This is a genomic window from Pseudomonas sp. NBRC 111119 (assembly GCF_001320125.1).
Lineage (GTDB): Bacteria > Pseudomonadota > Gammaproteobacteria > Pseudomonadales > Pseudomonadaceae > Aquipseudomonas > Aquipseudomonas parafulva.
On record NZ_BCAV01000071.1, the window covers coordinates 1 to 16185 of the forward strand.

A 16185-nucleotide genomic window follows, 5' to 3' on the forward strand; every position below is an offset into this window, starting at 1 on the left:
AGCTCGGGCCTTGGCGCTTGAGGCCCAGCGCGTTAGTCTCAAGTTTTTTGGTTGAGACTGCCGATGCGAACGAAGCGAAGGATCACCCGGGCATACTGTGTGGAGTTGGGCGAGGAGTTAACCATTGGCGGTGCACGCCAGGCCTATTTCAATCAAAACCAGCCACGCAGCCGCTTTCTGTTCCAGTGCTCATCGCCCGAATGCAGGGCTCTCAAGGTGGTGCCTAAAATCACAGGCGTCAATTACGACATCCACCCGACCGAAAAAGCGCGTGTCAAATCTCCGCACTACAAGGACAACGAGCACTACGCCCACCATGCGGAGTGCGAGTGGGTGCTGCCCGATGAGGACGAGGGGAGCGATGCACCATTGCCAGGAGAAACGGAGTTGCAGACCCGCACCCGTTTGGCTAAACGCCATCTCACCTCAGTCATCGATATCTTTGTTCCTCCTACGCAGCCAGAAGAACCAGTAGCACGTCCACCTCGAGTCGCTCCAGGCAACGACGAGGCAGGCCCCGATCATCGACGGGACGGTGGTGGCACAGAAGGCACCCGTACCGATCGGAAGCACCGTACCCGCGATCTTCGAGAGCTAGTGGATTACTACCAGGAGAGCCGCGACACCCTGAAAGACCTCTTCCCCGAGGTGACCATCAACGTAGCAGGGCGTGGCGTGATTCCGCTGCGTTCGTACTTCAAAAAGGTGGTTTGGGCCAGGCCTGATACTGCAGGGTACGTCTACAACGGTGGAGGACGCATTGAGCGGAGAGAAGGAGCTGGTTTCGTATTCAGTTTCTTTGACAAGGTCGCGGATAAGGACGCCTTCCTCCACGTCTCAGATGAAGTGATGACGCAGCACCGATCGAGGCGCTATGTGAATGAGCTTCTCGATCAGGCACGTCTAGTAAGGTACTTCACGTTCTATTTCCTGGGTACCTTCACCTATCACGAGGCCAGCGACACCATGGTTGCACAGGTTACTGACCTTCGCTGCCTGGCGATTGACTTGGGGCCGTTGAGGAGCTGAGGTTCAGTCGAGATAGCAGCTCCTAACCATTGGCAAGGGCGGCACCCGATGGGTAAAAGCTTAAATTAGCGAGAGGCCTTCGCCTGGCCGTAGACAAGTGCAGTGTAATGCAGCCAAGGAGCAAGTGATGCGTCAAGTGGTGTGTACCGATTGCCTTTCCGAAACCTTCCTGCAGCATCACGCTTCGGACAACGACATCAGCGAATGTGACTACTGCGACCGAGAGCTCCCTGTCATGGACATGGAAGAGCTGGTAGAGCTTTGCGAAACAGCAATCCATGCCTCGTTCCGGCCTATCCAACAACCTGGCTCAGTGATTCATCACGGTTACCCACCGATCGGTGAAAGTCTGTATGACGTTCTGGAGCGCATGCTGGGTTCCGATGAGACCCTTCTTTCTGACATCCATGAGCGCTTGCTCGACTCTTGGAGCCTTCCAGATGATGACGATCCTTATTTCGAAGAGGAAACAGAGGCATCGTCGGAGCTGACTGTAGGCTGGCGAAAAATGGAGCACAGCCTGCAGTTTGAATCCCGGTTGGCAAATCCCTTGGTGGGGTCAATCCTGACTATGGTCTTCGACGGCATAGAAGATTTGCGCTCGAAGGACGACCGGTCACCCATTGTGATCGCAGGCCAAGGTTATCAAATCTCTTCATTCCAGCGGGGTAGGGTGTTCCAGGATGAGCAGAGCATGGAGGAAGCGCTGAGTCACCCTGAAAAGCATCTCGGCCCGGTACCAGGAGGCAAGGGATCTCCTGGCCGAATGAACGCCAAGGGAATTTCAGTTTTTTACGGCGCAACAGATGACCAGACCGCAATTGCGGAGGTGCGCCCTCCCGTTGGCAGCGTGGTGGTCACCGCGCGTTTCGACGTAATTCGGCCTCTGAGGCTTCTCAACCTGAACGACCTGGCTTCAATGCGTCCGCACCGGGGGTTGAGCTACTTCAATCCAATTCGCAGGAGCCTCACCGAACGCTGCGCGTTTTTGAAAGACTTGCAGCGCCAACTGACCATGCCCGTGATGCCGGACTCGGCGGAAAGTGGGTATCTGATCACGCAAGCTATTGCCGATTTCCTAGCAACCCATGAAAAGTTGAATCTCGACGGTATCTTATTCCCCTCTGCGCAGGTGCAACAGGATACGTCACCAGGGCAGAACGTCATTCTTTTCCACAAGGCCAGTGGAGTAGAAAGGTTGGAGGAAACGCAAAAGGCTGAGTATGTGAGTCTCTGGGAGCCGGATGAGGATAGGTTGGTGTATTACCCAGAGTTCTGGGAAGCGGAACCTAAAGACTCAGATCAGTTCTCCCAGTACGTCCCTCTGGTACCTCCGCCGGAGCCGAGCCTGCGTCTAGCTCGAGACGGCATTGTGATTCACAAAATCCAGGGAGTCCGCTTCAGCACCGAGACCGACCCAGTCCACTATGTTCCTTGGTCGAAGGACAGGAAATACCATGGGTTTCGATAGCGTGGCTGCTATCTAACGAGAGAGAGCAGATCCTGTTTCAGATCTCTAAGCCCATTTGGGTTTGGGCAACCGTTACAGCCGTACCGTTCGTCGGCAAAGCCTATATGTTGGGTTAAGCACATATTGAAACCACTACATATTGGGCTAGATTGTGCTTGAGAGCCTACATGTGGTGTTTTGCCATGAATGAAGCCCATATCGAGAAAGCAGCGACCGATCTGCTCATGCAGATTTACCGTGATCGCCGGTACCTGTGGCCAGATCAAGATATTCCGCCGATGATGATGCGCAGCCCCCGGATCGCTGCCATGGTTTGTGGCTACGACTATCATGAGCATCACACACTGGGAGATACCCAGTTCAACCGGCATAACACAGGCACTCGCATCGCGGGCTTGATTGATCGTCAATCGAATAAGATCGCGGTCGCGACCGAATTTGGTGACAAAGTCCAATTGTTCACTGGTGCCCATGAAATCGGTCACCTCGTGCTGCATGAGGACACCGTCATGCATCGCGACCGCGCGTTTGATGGCAGCCCGCTGCAAACACCACGTGCACCAGCAGAGCGGCAAGCAGATCGCTTTGCGGCCTGCTTCCTCATGCCTCAGAAGCTTGTGAGGGAACGGTTCGAGTTCATGTTCTGCTGCAGGGGGCAATTGCGCTTCAGCGACGTGATCGCGTATCACCTCGATCCTATCAATCCTGATCGGCTGCTTTACGCGTCCAAAGACTCCGGTGAGCGCGAGCTGGCGCTGGCGCGGTGCACCCGGTTCAACAACCAGAACCTGGTTTCACTGGCTCAGCAATTCGGCGTCTCGGATTCGGCCATGGCCATCCGGATTAAGGAGCTGGAGTTGGTGCTCTGGCCTTAGAGCGGGCGGGGCTTTGGTACGGTTCGTGTCGATGGTTTGACAAGCGCTTGGGGCGTCCATCGATCATCTCAAATCCATAAAAAAGGGCCCTCAAAAGGGCCCCGTTTCTTTGAATCAGGAGGTTTTACTGAGCCAACCAGCTCTCGACTTCCTCGGCACCATACTGGCTTTTCCACTCTTTTAGGGTCTTATGGTTACCACCCTTGGTTTCCACGAGTTCTCCCGAATGAGGGTTTTTGTAAACCTTGAGCTGGCGCGGCTTGCGGCTGCTCTTTTCAGATGCAACGGCTGGAGCACGTCGGGTAGCAGCTTGTGGGTCAAGAATGGCCAGGATATTGCGCAGGCTGTAACCATACTGATTGAGGAGATCACGAAGCTTTTTTTCAAACTCGATTTCGCGCTTCAGACCATCATCGTTTTTGAGGGACTCAAGTTCGGCGAGCTGAGCAGCTAGTTGTTGCTCAAGGGCACGGAATTCTGCGAGCCTGGACATTTGACACTCCTGTATGTAGTGAGTCCAGTATAGGTGCTGGGTTACATGCCTTCAATGTGTAGATTCAAGCTGGCGCTTGAGCGTCGATAGAGCAACAAGACCTAGCGCTGAGCTGTCGAGAACGGTCGAATACCATCCCTGGACGGCAAATACCGTCGGCGCGAGGAGGACGACCGGACTCGACGCCAGGCAACCATAGCAGCGGAGTATCAGCGATACACTTCAAGTATAACTGGTAGAAAATTGAGAAGAAAAAAGCGATGCGCTTTCGAAGTTTAAATGATGCCCACGCGCTGGGGCAGACGGTGCCGCTGAAAATCAGTATGCGGTCAAGGCTTTGTCATGGTGGAGAAGGGCACATGTAGCCTCAATTGCCCTAGTCGGAATGCCCATCATAACGTTGCTCGTTTACGTCGACCTCAGGATATCCCGATATCCGCTCAGAAAGAGGAACCATCGTGGCGTAAAGCGTCGCGGTTCGCTCCATCTCGAGGGCTACTGATCAAGGGTGCTATCTGATGGAAGGACAGCCCGAAAACGGCTACTGTTCGCGGCTCCCCCTATGACCCTCGCACCACGGAACGGACATCGAATGAACCACAATATGCTACTGATGTGTGACACCTGTGGGGTAGAGGTTCATTGTCGCATAGGCATGTCGAACCGAGACGTACAACCACTTTCGTTTCTCTGCCCAAGCTGTACCAGTGAAATCAGCATTGTCTTGGGAGGAGGTCATTCAATTGAGCTGACCAATGCCACAGAGGGAGCGCTGGATCGCGAGAAAGCCTTCACAGGCGGCTACCTATTTCAGGATTTGCATTTGGATTTTCCAATCTGGAGCAAAGAATATGTGGCTGGCAACACGCCGTTCATGACTGCCATGGGAATGGTGGATCGGGACAAACTCATGACAAGCGGTGCTCATGCAGGCGCGCTCTTTAGAGATCGTCTGGATGTTCTCAATCATTATGGCAAGCGCTTCGAGGAGGTGAAACAGCTGCTGAAACTGTATCCGAGGGCCAACAAGGAACTGTTCCGTCGCAGAGCATCCGAGTTTCTCGGAGGAGAACACAGTCCGTCTCTCAGACCGGAAAACCTGAACGTACTCCTCTACCAAGTGTTGTCCACTGTAACGGCAGCTTTTCTGGAAGACGATACGGTGCTCCAAATCGTGCGTGGCTATCCCGAGATCATCATGGGGCTTGCCCAGAAGGATTGGGCCGCCTACGCCAGTTTTCACGGCGAAATTTGCGACTCGGGGTTCCTGTACAACCTGCAAAAAGATTGCTTGGGCCTGTACGGCAAAATCTTCGAGCTTGAGCTCTACATCCGTCCAGCCATTTTTCTGGATTTTTGCACGGGCCAGGAACATCTTAAGACCTCGGCAAAGATCTCACGTCTGGGTTTTGATAACTGTAAGGACATCTATAAGGATCTGGCAGAGGTTTTTGGTCGACAGCTCTCACTGGTCGCCGGTATCAATAACCTGATGCACCGAGGTGGCCATAATGCGTTTTTGGCGAATGACGGGGGCGCCCTCTCTAGTCTTGCCAAATTCACTGACAAAAACCTCTCGGACAAGCTCAAGTACCTGGACGACTGCTGGTATAAGATCGATTCAAGTGTATTGAACGCCGGCGTACGTAATGCAATCGCCCATTACTCCTTCGAGTATGATGAAACCACCCAAATCATCACCTGCTACCCCAATAAAGAAGGGCTAAAGCGTGAGGAGGGTGTCGAGCTCTCATTCTTGGCCTTCATGCGGATGATCTTGGTGCTATTCCGAGAGATGCATTATTTGCATCACCTCATTAAGTCCATTTACTACTTCGAGTACCTCATCGTTGCAAAAAAACAAACGTAGGCTTGAACGGCAGGCGGTGAGAGGGTGAGTTACTAGCTAGCCATGCAATAGCCGCCCACTCGCCGGTGGCCGGCGCGGGGGCGACAATGTCTGTACTTCCATTGGCTGGGAGTGGCCTTTACCAGCGATGAATGCAATAAGTGACGCTCTCGTGGTCAGTCCGCAACTAGGCCGAGGGCTTGGTTTTGACCAGCTGACACGAGTTAACCCGCCGTAGGTGGAGCTACGCCCACTGACTGCCTGCGCTGTCCCTCCTCAGCAATCACGCCGTTGTCCGTAGGCACGAGCGACCAGATCTTTGCTTCGATCCCGTCGTTCTGGAGCTTGCGCAGGAAGTACCGAGCTTGCAAAGCGTCGTGGGTCGCAATGACGACTTGGAAACCGTGGTCAACAATATAATCACGCAATAGGTCGAAGACTGCGGACGCATGCACCAAGTCGTGATGCTGTGTTGGGTCATCGAGCAATAGTGCTTTCCATGGCGACCATTGATGACTCATGGCCATCGAAAGCAGGAACGTCAGTTGGAGATCCGTAAGCTGAGCTTCGCTTGCAATGTTAGGTACTGGCGCCGAGGTCTTACCCAATGGCACCGATACGCCAGCTCGATCTCGGTTATAGGTGTTGACGAATTTCAGGCTCGCGTCATGGAATCTTGACTCACGAACGACACGCTTAAGCAGGGCCCGCCATCTTGGTTCGACTTTCCTGACATGCTTTTGCACATTGGCGATTTCTTTCTTCAGAGCCCCATCAAGGGTATCCATGGCGTCTGCGAGCTCGGACAACCGGTTGAAGGCTCTCTGAGCATTTTCAATAGCCCCTTTGAGATAGGCCTCGTATGCCTCCTCCGTACGATCCAGGCGTAGGCGATCAATAAAACGCTGCGCGATCTGCGAGTCATTTAATTTGGCCCATGATGCGATTTCAATGCCGACAATTTCCAGCTCGGCGATGTGACCGTGAAGCTCACTGATCGCGGATCGCAATCTGTCCCCCTTAGCTTGAGCTGCCTCAATCAGGGGATCGCCTTCAAGTGCCAGCGCTTGCCAGCTGGCGCGAACCGACGTGAGCTGACTCTGGACTTGCCGTATGGCTTCCTCAGTCAGTCGAACCACGCTACTTAATTCAAGCACTTGGTTTTGCTGGGTCTCGAGTATCGATTGAAGTGTGCCCGCTTTGCCGTTGAGATCGCTAACACGGAGATCTAGCTCGTTTTTTTCAACGGTGAGCTCTTCTAGCGTACGAACGAGAGGAGCACCTGCTGTCAAATTAGAAAGCGTGGCGACTGCCTGATCGCGTCGGGTCAGAGCGTCGCTGTACTGGATGCGTGCTTGATCAAGCGCATGGACTGAACCTTCGAATTCGGCGCGAGCCCGGTCAAACTCTTCTTGCGGGATCAAAAGCGCAAGGTCAGCGCGGCGCCCCACGAGGCTACGTCGACTCGCAGCGACACCTTCCAACTGCACCCTCAAAGACTCTTTGGCCAAGGGAATCGAATCGCTGGCGAGAATCGGATCAATACGGAACGCTTGGATTTCCCTCTCAAACTCTTGGCGGCTTTCTTCCAGGTGGGCAAGTGCAGCTTGACAGGCCTGAAATGCCTCAAGCGCAGTTGTTACCACGGATTCGTTGGAATTTACATCCTGCGCGGCGGCTCGTAACTTCTGTTCTGCGACCTTCAGACTAGGATCGATAGCCTTCAACGCCTTGGCAACCTGATCTTGCAGCTTCGCGGCCCCATGATGCTCCAAGCAAAGCGGACAATCTTCTAGGTCGGGAGGCAGATGCTGGGCAATCGAGGCCACTGCCTGACGAATCGCGTCGGCAGAAGAGCTCAAGGCTTGATACTGCGCCCTGGCGGTCAACTCTATTGCCTTGAACTCTTCCAGCGCAGCTCGTTTCTCAGCCAGCTCTGTGCCCAGACGCTCCAAGTCTTCTTCTACTTGGTCTGCCTCGTTGCGATTTGCCCTCAAACACTGCTCCGACAGCTCCCACTCGACAACAAGTCGCTCACCGTCACGGAGGCGTCGCTCTGCCTGATCGAGCGATACAAGCTGGCTATCGAATTGGCTATGTTGGTTGCGAACCATTTGGTTGCTTTCGTGGCGCTCACGCAATGTCCGACATTGCAGTTCCGCCGCAGCTACGGCATTACCGGCCTGGGTCAACGCTTCATTGCGATGCTCTATCTGTTGGCGTGCGCTTGCTTCATTGACCAGGCGCTCCAGAGCTTGGTCAACTCTGATTCGCTCCTGCTGCGCAACCAGCATGCCAGCCTGATGCTCTTGGAGAAGAATGGCATTATCAGAGCGGAGTTTAGAGTGTCCCTCCAAGGCCAGCTCGGAGGATTTGAGCTCTTCATTGAGTGCTGCCAAGCGAGCTTGCATCAAGCCAAAGTTTTCGACCAGATTACCAGTCTCTGCTAAGCCGGCGATCTGTCCTTGTGTACGCTCTACCTTTTGACGCAGAACCTCGATGAGCGCAGAGTGAGCGACTGCCAAATTATCCTGATTCGCCGGCAGGACTAGTAAACCTGAGGGGAGCTGATCATGACTTTCAGTCTTTTCCACCGCTTGAGCAATGACTCTTGCCAGATCATCGCGAGGCCGTAAGGCGCCCACTGCGCCAACCGTGGCTACATCACGCGCATGGATAACGCCATTCCATTCGATCAGCTTTTGTTCAAAAAGACGCAGGTTCTCCTCTTCACGGTTTTTCTGCTCTGTCAGTGACCGACGCACCGCCGGAAGGGAGGTGCGAGCCATTGCACCGTCCCGGCCAAGTGGCAGACGAGCCAGCTGCGAGCCTGCTTCCTTCTCCTCTGCCTGTACAATCCAACCGTTTTCTCGCTGGTCTAGCAGGTGAGTTAGTCGGAGGAGAAAAGGTATATCAGTAGGCGGGATGTTAGGAAATATGGTGCTGAGATCACCATCTTGGCTGACCTCACCCGACTCACTGATACGAGAACTCACCGTCAGCCCAGCGAAATTCAAGCTAACCTCGGCACACGACTCGCTATCACGCACGGCATGGAGAAAATTGTCTCCCAGTCGAGAAATGTTGCCAGTGAGCCCGAGTTCTATAGCTTCGAAAACGGTGGTTTTTCCGGTGCCATTGGGGGCGAGCAAAATGGTCGCTCCAGGACTCAATTCGATGGTGACATTAGGGCCAAATTTGCGCAGGTTCGTTAGGGTGATGGATTCAAGTTTGCTCATTGCGGGTTCTCGCTGGTGATCACCGAATCGCTCATGATTTGCACCACATCACCGCCGCTGGCTGTAGACAGCAGTTCTGCCTTCCAAGCAACCATGTGCCGACCTGTCCAAGGGTGGGATTTGACCATTGCCTTGAATGCTGAAACCAGAGGATCACTCAAGGTTTCTACATTGCCAGGCGGATCTAGCGCGGCCAAGAAAGTGCGATCAAGGAAATCCGGAGCAATCTCTGACTGACGCGGCACGACTTTGCGACAGAAACGATCATCGGTCTCAATGCGAGCTGCCTCGTTATCAGAGATGTCTCCGATCAACATGAACATATAAAGATCAGATGTCTCAGGCTCTGGTAAAACATCCCGGACATCAGCAGACCATTGGTAGGCCGCTTGAAGAGAGCTTGAAGGTAATTCAATCAACAAAACGGTACGCCAGCCGGCATTCGTACTCCGTTGGCGTTTGAGCCGTAAAATGGTTGAAGGATAGTCGGCCGCCGGCAGTTCGAATGCGTCAGCAACCTGCACCTGGTATCTGTTCTGCGCGCGCTGGCTTATTGCCGTCGTTAAATCTTCAAGCGTCATCATAATCACTGCCCCTTCCCACAAGCGTTAACTGCCGCATCGCGCTCAATACGCCATTCATTCCATTGTTTTTTGAAATAGTCTTGCAACGACGTCAGCGTGCCTCTTTGCAGTTGGCTATAGACCTGGAAACGCGTAATCAGTAGGCGGGGCTGACGCTCCGCTGCCATACTATTTTCTGCTGCTCTATCGTCAGCCATTCCTGAATCACGTAAACAGGTAGCAGAGGCCTCAACTCCAGACAAAATGACCACGGGAGCGGGCGACTGACCTAGCACTACCCGCAGACTGTCCTCACTCAATAGTCTCGGGCCGCCTCGATCTGTAGCGCCGCCAGACCAATGGCGCAAAGCGATGCTAAGAATTTCTCCTATTGGTGGAATAGCGCGCCAGTGCGCATCAGCGCCACCAAGCCCCACGCATGTCAGCATCAGCATCAGGATTGCGATTTCAAGGAGTTCCAGCGTACGAGGGCCGATGCGCAATGCATGCTTTGCATCCAACCCCTCTGTTTGTGGATACATCAGTTGCTCGAAAAGGGATTGCCGGGCCGTTTGGTCTGCCGATAGCTCGACCTTCCATTCCCGCCACATGGCTTCCATGGCAGCGAGTAAATCCAGGTCAACGATCTTGGCCATTTTCTGATCGACACGGTTCTGCAACTGCTGCCAAACCACTTCGTTCATCGCGTCATGGAGTGCCGCTGATTCTCGGCGATTGTCTAGTTGCGATGTAATGGGCCGACCTAGACCGCAGGAGAGTGACTCAGTATTTTGGAGCCACGGTAGGTCATCGAGGTCGGTTTCCCCGATTCCGAGTGTGCTGCCTAGCTCTTGATCTACGCCCTGACGCCATACAGGCTCGCCGAGCAGCAGACCGTGGCTGCCGGCTTTTAGGTGCAGAGCCAACCGAAGGATGGCGGAGGGTAGGGCGTTGACCCCGGGGGAGGGAGAGCAGTAGCTGGCGTGCACCCGAAACTGCCTGTTGAATGCACCCTCCTTCCAATGATGACCCACTACCTGGCTGGCAGGATTTACAGAGCTACCTATAACAGGGCCGTTGAGGTCATGCGTGCCCGTGACTGTCCAATCTTGACCGAGAGGGTCAAGTAGGTATTGAGTCCAGGTTTGGAAGCTGGGACGAAGCATTTTCTGTAGCTGCTTTGCAGCTGAGTAGCAGCTGATCACGTTAGTGTCAGTGGTGTTATCAGAGATGTAGTCGATAAGAAGGCTTAGAGTCGTGCGCGAATCTAGAAAATGTCTGTCAAGAGAAGCAAGCGCATCCCTTTCCAGCTCGGTCTCATCCCCCAGAGATTCGATGCTGAGAATCTGCATTTTTTCAACGACGTGCAACCAGTCCCTGAATCCGCACCAGGTCGTAAGCCAGGTGTAAACCCTCTGGGTTGGATTGTCATCACGCTGGGATAAATCGCCGACGCTGAGCCCGTCTTTGTTGCATGAGTCCCAAAACTCACGCAGATGATTTATGGTAGTGATATGTGCCTTGCTATGCCCTTTGATCGCTACATCAAGGCCGGGGAGGTGCAGCGTGAAGGTACGTTTCGAAGGTTTTGTGCCGCTCGCTGGCGCCTGCCAGGACGCTAGGCTCTTCATTACCTTTTCGAGCTCCGAATCGAAGTCGTCGTCAGCAGGCTCCTTGGCTGCCTCGGTATCGACAGCCTCCTCGGCATCAACAACTGGATTAGACGGCTTGGCGCCCTTACCAGCCTTATCGCCCTTTGCATTTTTCTTGCGGGACGTCAGGAAGGCGTCTTTGTCGACGTGTTTATCGCTGAAGCAAGTGGTCTGCCTCTTGATTTGTAAGTGTTCCCAGTGCTCCTCAGTGTGCTGAACGACTACGTCGTCCCACTGAGGGATTCCGCCCTGTTCGGCACCTATGAACATCGGGGCAGGACGCCCGTCCAGGTACTTGTCCAACATATCGGATAGACGCCGAGCAATTACCAGCTTTTCGTAGCGGCCTTTTTGCTCAAGCCGGAACCTTTTTATCATTGAGAATCCCTTCAAGCGCTCGGTGCATCGGACACCACTGGCAGTTGGCCATATAATAGCGAGACGGCTTCGCCCAAGGAACCGGGTTTACGTAAACCGATGCCATAGCGGATTCTGCTTCAACGTGATACTTGGCACGCCTAGGGGTTCGGACATGAAACCGTTTCTATAGGCGGAATTCGACGTGCGAGAGGCGAGAACCCATAGCTAGCTTTCCCGGCTGGGCCCGCGTTGGCGGCCCAAACCAAGAAATCTTTGAAGGAGCCACGGCCAATGCGGCCGTTGAGGTACTGGCCTCGTGCCTGATCAACCGCGGTGAGGTGGCTTTCCCTCGTAGCCTGGTTCAGATGCGACGTCGGCACCAACCCGCTGTACATGAGAAATTCACGACCAAGCCCGAAGCCTTCACTCGGTACCGCGAGTGCCTCCAGCAGATGCTGTTTGTGCCATCCGAAATCGCGCAGCAGGACTGGGTCAAGGTCATCGCACCGAAGCTCATGGTGCTGGCTGCCGCGCTCTATGATTCTGAGGGTATTGCAGCTGAACTTCTGGGCCGCCAATACCTTGCCTATGAGCCTGCTCCGGTTGTCACCGAAGCCGGAGAGACTAGGGGATCCCTTGTAAACACCTACCGTTTCCAGGATATCTCCGCCGGCGTCGATATCCGGATGTCATCCATTCACTCGGAAAAGGGCAAGACACACGCAGCGACGATAATCTTGGAAACCTTCAGGGGCAGTCACTTCATCCAGAAACTCATGCCATGTCTTGAGGGCAAAAAAGCAGCTACCAAGAGGCCTCAGGAAACAGCGAAGAAAGACATGATGCTGATGTACGTCGGGATGACCCGTCCGTCGCACATGCTGTGCTTGGCCATACGCCAGAGTTCATTGGGGGAGGGCGCTACAAGTGTTAAGCACAGAGCTGCTCTTTAGAAAGCTGGCTGGTCGAATCTGGAGCTTGCAGCGTCAGCACCTGCCCCTTAGTCACCGATCTCCAGTATGCGAACAGTAAAACCCGATGCTTTGCCATGAACGACCAACAGCAAGGACGCCGCAACAATGAAACCCGAGATGTCAGAATTCTCCTACGGCTTCGCCTTCACCAACGAGCTGATTACAGCGCCCGGTGCTCATGTGGTGGCTGCTCCCGAGTTTCCTTCACTGCAGAAGGAGGGAAAGCCGGGTGGTGGCTACGACGTCAAGATTCCTTTCGGATCGCCACTGTTCCTGCAGTTCAAGCTGAGCCATCGCTTGGAGCGCACAAACTGCAAGGAATACACGCTGATGGGGGGCGCCTACTACCGTTGGCACCTGCATGCGTTACGGCATTCCGCGCAGCATGATTTGCTACTTGAGCTCGAAAGCCTGGGCAGTGAAGTCTACTACGTGGCCCCTGCGTTTCATCTAAGCGCCGAGCTCAATACGCATTACCTGTCGAAGCAGATCGTCGACAACTCGTTCGGGTTCCGCCCCAATGATATCGGTGTGCTGCCTGACGACGATGAGCACTACGTTGTGTTCAATAGCCGCCCTGTGGCCTACCGATGCTCGGATGACCCATCGCAAGTCAAAACCCACATGATGGGTGATCTTCTCGGTACCTCCCGGGATCAACGAGCCATCCGGGATCTGGATGAGGGCGGGATTCGCCAACTTGGCCAATTGATCGTCGACGCGCTTCGTAAAAGCAGAAGCCGGCGCCTCATCGGGCACAAGTCGGTCAATCCAGATGAAGTCGCGCGGGCAATCGATGGCCAGCCCACGCTACGCACGCTCGCATTTATTTCGCGCACAGTCCTGGACTCCGAGCTGCTCATCGTCAGAAATGAGCCAGCGGCGAAGCGCATCCTTCGCAAGCGAGGGTAGGTGGGTACATGTCGTTTGGGCCTGGGGCTTCAACTGCGGTCTTGAAGGGCTCCTCGAGACCGAGCGAATGTTGAGCTCTGGGGCCTCGTACGCATTCTGTTGGGCAGCCCACAGCCTAAGGTCGGGATCTAAAATCTAAGGTTTACTTTAATTTTTGCGGTTTTTGTCACGATTGGCTAGAGAATCTAAGCTATAGCTTAGTTTTCCCGCCGACTGCACCAAGGCGATGTGCCACAGCGGATGCGATGCCGGTCTGAAAATCAAGTATCCTGCTCCCAATCGGTTCGTTGCTTGGAGGGGGCGCCTTGAGGCCAGATATTCCCAGAGCTCTGACTGAAAAAGAGTTCACGGACATGATGCAGGAGTTCAAATTGGCAGGCCAATGGATGCAAGAGCAGTTGGCGCTGAGTCGTGCAGTTCAGAACACTGCCGACCCGAAGCATGCCAGTACTAGGCCCTCGGAACGGCAGGATGCTGCAGACTAGCGCAACGCAACCGTCGCCAATGGTCGATTCAAGCCCCGGCGATCCAACGCTCCATCTTCCCTTCAAACCCATCCGCGCAAAATTCCAGATTTGGCCAATAGTTTTGGTACACCTCATAGTCGAGCGCCGCTGCGATCCCGCGGTTCTCGGCGTTCAAAAAGCTCCATGCTCGATACATCCGGTGCTGCCAGTCGGTCTCATTCACTAACCGATGCGATGTGTTCCGTGACCAACCGTCCTTCATAAGCGTTGTCACGAAGAACTCAGCAGCTGCATGCGCGCAGCCGGGGTCGTGGGCAATCATCCTGTCTAGGATCGAATAGGAAATGCCAATTGCCTGGAAAATTGATTCCACCTGGCTGTCCAGCTTCTTACTAGATTGCGGAGCGTTTGAGGCATGAGTCTGCTGCGGGATGAAGGCGAAAACGGTGGCGATCGGGGAGGTCATAGGTGCTGCCTTTATTGTTGTTATTTTATTTCATGATGCCCATGGAGACAGCGTCGCCGCAACAAGTCGCATGATGTCTGTCCGGGCACTCCTGAAGGCAAGCGGAGCGCGCAAGCACGAGGATGGAAGCCCGGAGGGCCAAGACCAGACGCAGTCGGGGCTTGGTTCACGACAGCCATGCCGCAGGCAGTGCCCAGCCCACAGGAGTTCCTGCGACTGGTTTCACCGCGATAGTGATCTCGAATTGGCCCTTTTGCCCACGATGCTATCGCGGGCCAGGGCTTGGCGGACATCAAGGGTAGGTATCAGCGCTCAGGCCGTTTTCCGCCGCCCCGGCTACCGGTACGCTGAAGCTCACGCAGGGAGACGCCCGGGCACTACTGTTGACGCTGTGATTAGCAGTATCAAGATGGTGACGCAAGAGCAGGGCAGCGCAGCATCAGCCTCTGTCTCGCGTTCCTAAGTGCTTGACCGACCGCGCTCGCTCTTGATCATGTGAGTGGTAGTAAGTGTTCTGGGTAGTCGCCAGGTTGGAATGCCTCAGGTCGTACTGGAGATCCTTCGCGTTTCTGAACGGCGCATCAAAGGTCGCCGAGGTATGACGTAGCCAGTGCGATGATGCTACGCGCAGGCTGTCCATTTCATAAGGCTCACGTCCTTCTTCACGCATTCTGACGAGCGCTTGATCAAAAACGGTTTGGAGGAGGGCGCGCACCTGTCGATCCGAGAGGCCTGGGCGACCGCTCAGCGTTTTCAGGAGTGGAGTTTTCTCCTGATAAGTAGGCAATGGACTCAGTCCAATGAAAGTACGGTACCTTGTGAGATACTTCGTTACATACTCATCACGCACTGCGATTTTTCCGGACTTGTTGCCCTTACCCACAACATGGAACCACCAGTTCCCATCAGCATCTAGACGAAAGTCCCCCATGGTGGGCTGCCAGTTTGTACGCCCTACGATGTCCGATATGCGCAAATACATGCTAAACATCGTAACGAGCACGAATAGGGTGCGCTCATGTTTCCTTGGGTCAGCAGCGGCCATGGATTCTGCAGTATCAATCACATAATCCCATTGCAAAGGGGTTAACGCCCGAGAAGTGCTGGATTCTAGCAGAGATGAACTGTACTGCCCCTTTTTAGTAACCTTGCGAAACGGATTCGAACTGGCGATTTCTTCTTCCACTAGATACTCATAAAAGCCGTTTGCAATCTTAAATACATTGCTCATGCTACCGGTTGATGAGTGATAGTCGGTCGACGAATTATCCACAAAACTTTCACTTAGGCTGCGATTTTGTTTCGGGGCGCGCAGTGTGAAAGGCTTCCATTTTGGGTTGGCCGCTAATTCCAGGCCCGGTGGCTGATCAGCACTACTTAAAGCATCTTCTGAAATGAACCGATTACGAATGACTGGCCCAACCCAAGTGGCTGGCGGGTGCTTGCAAAACTCAAGATACGCTTCGGCATCAAGCCGTTTCAACTCGTGCACAGGCTTCTGGCGGACGATCAGCGCCCAGAGAAATAGCCGCTCAACGTGGCCTCGGTACGTGCTGTATGTAAGCGCGTTGTCGGCATAACACCTCAGATAGCCCCTGATGGCCAGAAACCCTGGAATGGCCTTGAGTTCGGGAGCAAAGCCTTCCAAAAATCGCGCTACGCTGGCGATCGATGGCCGGCCTACAGTGAAATATTGATCAACGAAATCACTGTGAGATTCAAATATGGGCCGGGGATTGCAGGTCATCTTACATACCGTATAAGGGCGGTCGACGTCAGCAATTGAAACTTCCTAATCTGGCTGTTTTAGGAAGTTTTTACCTCCTGCACCGCCC

The 16185-nt window shown here is 54.1% G+C and carries 12 protein-coding genes; 6 read left to right on the forward strand and 6 right to left on the reverse strand.

Features of this window, described 5'->3' with window-relative positions; all coding sequences use genetic code 11:
- Positions 1-63: 63 nt before the first annotated feature.
- The 3 genes from APH25_RS23340 (at position 64) to APH25_RS23350 (ending at position 3375) form a co-directional block, all read left to right on the forward strand.
- A complete protein-coding gene (locus tag APH25_RS23340) occupies positions 64-1029 on the forward strand; it encodes a hypothetical protein (RefSeq protein WP_060483550.1) in 966 nt (321 codons plus the stop codon).
- A 127-nt stretch (positions 1030-1156) separates the two neighbouring features.
- A complete protein-coding gene (locus APH25_RS23345; RefSeq protein WP_060483551.1) occupies positions 1157-2500 on the forward strand; it encodes an RES family NAD+ phosphorylase in 1344 nt (447 codons plus the stop codon).
- Between the two features lie 182 nt (positions 2501-2682).
- The gene (locus APH25_RS23350) at positions 2683-3375 is read left to right on the forward strand and encodes an ImmA/IrrE family metallo-endopeptidase (protein WP_060483562.1); all 693 of its coding nucleotides are present in this window, start codon (positions 2683-2685) and stop codon (positions 3373-3375) included.
- Between the two features lie 124 nt (positions 3376-3499).
- Here APH25_RS23350 and APH25_RS25265 read toward each other — a convergent pair whose 3' ends face one another.
- Positions 3500-3868, reverse strand: coding sequence for a histone-like nucleoid-structuring protein, MvaT/MvaU family (locus tag APH25_RS25265; protein ID WP_082428423.1), 369 nt, complete (start codon positions 3866-3868; stop codon positions 3500-3502).
- Between the two features lie 592 nt (positions 3869-4460).
- Between APH25_RS25265 and APH25_RS23360 the strand changes: the two genes are divergently transcribed.
- On the forward strand, positions 4461-5738 hold the full coding sequence (locus APH25_RS23360; protein WP_156333270.1) for a hypothetical protein: 1278 nt from the start codon (positions 4461-4463) through the stop codon (positions 5736-5738).
- A gap of 203 nt (positions 5739-5941) precedes the next feature.
- Here the strand turns inward: APH25_RS23360 and APH25_RS23365 are convergent, their stop codons facing one another.
- Genes APH25_RS23365 through APH25_RS23375 form a run of 3 tightly spaced genes read right to left on the reverse strand, consistent with a single transcriptional unit; the run spans position 5942 to position 11549 of the window.
- Positions 5942-8956 (reverse strand): AAA family ATPase, encoded by a 3015-nt coding sequence (locus APH25_RS23365; RefSeq protein WP_060483554.1) that lies wholly within the window; start codon positions 8954-8956, stop codon positions 5942-5944.
- Positions 8953-9540, reverse strand: a complete 588-nt coding sequence (locus tag APH25_RS23370) for an ABC-three component system middle component 1 (protein WP_060483555.1) — start codon at positions 9538-9540, stop codon at positions 8953-8955. The genes APH25_RS23365 and APH25_RS23370 overlap by 4 nt, the downstream gene beginning before the upstream one ends.
- 2 nt (positions 9541-9542) lie before the next feature.
- Positions 9543-11549 carry an ABC-three component system protein gene (locus tag APH25_RS23375; protein ID WP_060483556.1) on the reverse strand — a complete coding sequence of 669 codons (2007 nt, stop codon included), beginning with the start codon at positions 11547-11549 and terminating at the stop codon, positions 9543-9545.
- A gap of 434 nt (positions 11550-11983) precedes the next feature.
- Here APH25_RS23375 and APH25_RS23380 point away from each other — a divergent pair, with 434 nt between their 5' ends.
- Positions 11984-12484: a hypothetical protein gene (locus tag APH25_RS23380; protein ID WP_256217611.1), complete on the forward strand. Its 501-nt coding sequence runs from the start codon at positions 11984-11986 to the stop codon at positions 12482-12484.
- 126 nt (positions 12485-12610) lie between these two features.
- On the forward strand, positions 12611-13417 hold the full coding sequence (locus APH25_RS23385) for a hypothetical protein (protein ID WP_060483557.1): 807 nt from the start codon (positions 12611-12613) through the stop codon (positions 13415-13417).
- Positions 13418-13930: 513 nt separating this feature from the next.
- Here APH25_RS23385 and APH25_RS23390 read toward each other — a convergent pair.
- Together APH25_RS23390 and APH25_RS23395 are read right to left on the reverse strand one after the other, a co-directional pair.
- Positions 13931-14350, reverse strand: coding sequence for a hypothetical protein (locus APH25_RS23390; protein WP_060483558.1), 420 nt, complete (start codon positions 14348-14350; stop codon positions 13931-13933).
- Between the two features lie 439 nt (positions 14351-14789).
- Positions 14790-16097: a site-specific integrase gene (locus tag APH25_RS23395; protein WP_060483559.1), complete on the reverse strand. Its 1308-nt coding sequence runs from the start codon at positions 16095-16097 to the stop codon at positions 14790-14792.
- Positions 16098-16185: the final 88 nt, after the last annotated feature.

Excerpts from the sequence above, each read along its gene's own strand:
- APH25_RS23340 (WP_060483550.1), top strand. The coding sequence starts at position 64 with ATGCGAACGAAGCGAAGGATCACCCGGGCATACTGTGTGGAGTTGGGC.
- APH25_RS23345 (WP_060483551.1), top strand. The coding sequence starts at position 1,157 with ATGCGTCAAGTGGTGTGTACCGATTGCCTTTCCGAAACCTTCCTGCAG.
- APH25_RS23350 (WP_060483562.1), top strand. The coding sequence starts at position 2,683 with ATGAATGAAGCCCATATCGAGAAAGCAGCGACCGATCTGCTCATGCAG.
- APH25_RS25265 (WP_082428423.1), bottom strand. The coding sequence starts at position 3,868 with ATGTCCAGGCTCGCAGAATTCCGTGCCCTTGAGCAACAACTAGCTGCT.
- APH25_RS23360 (WP_156333270.1), top strand. The coding sequence starts at position 4,461 with ATGAACCACAATATGCTACTGATGTGTGACACCTGTGGGGTAGAGGTT.
- APH25_RS23365 (WP_060483554.1), bottom strand. The coding sequence starts at position 8,956 with ATGAGCAAACTTGAATCCATCACCCTAACGAACCTGCGCAAATTTGGC.
- APH25_RS23370 (WP_060483555.1), bottom strand. The coding sequence starts at position 9,540 with ATGATGACGCTTGAAGATTTAACGACGGCAATAAGCCAGCGCGCGCAG.
- APH25_RS23375 (WP_060483556.1), bottom strand. The coding sequence starts at position 11,549 with ATGATAAAAAGGTTCCGGCTTGAGCAAAAAGGCCGCTACGAAAAGCTG.
- APH25_RS23380 (WP_256217611.1), top strand. The coding sequence starts at position 11,984 with ATGCTGTTTGTGCCATCCGAAATCGCGCAGCAGGACTGGGTCAAGGTC.
- APH25_RS23385 (WP_060483557.1), top strand. The coding sequence starts at position 12,611 with ATGAAACCCGAGATGTCAGAATTCTCCTACGGCTTCGCCTTCACCAAC.
- APH25_RS23390 (WP_060483558.1), bottom strand. The coding sequence starts at position 14,350 with ATGACCTCCCCGATCGCCACCGTTTTCGCCTTCATCCCGCAGCAGACT.
- APH25_RS23395 (WP_060483559.1), bottom strand. The coding sequence starts at position 16,097 with ATGACCTGCAATCCCCGGCCCATATTTGAATCTCACAGTGATTTCGTT.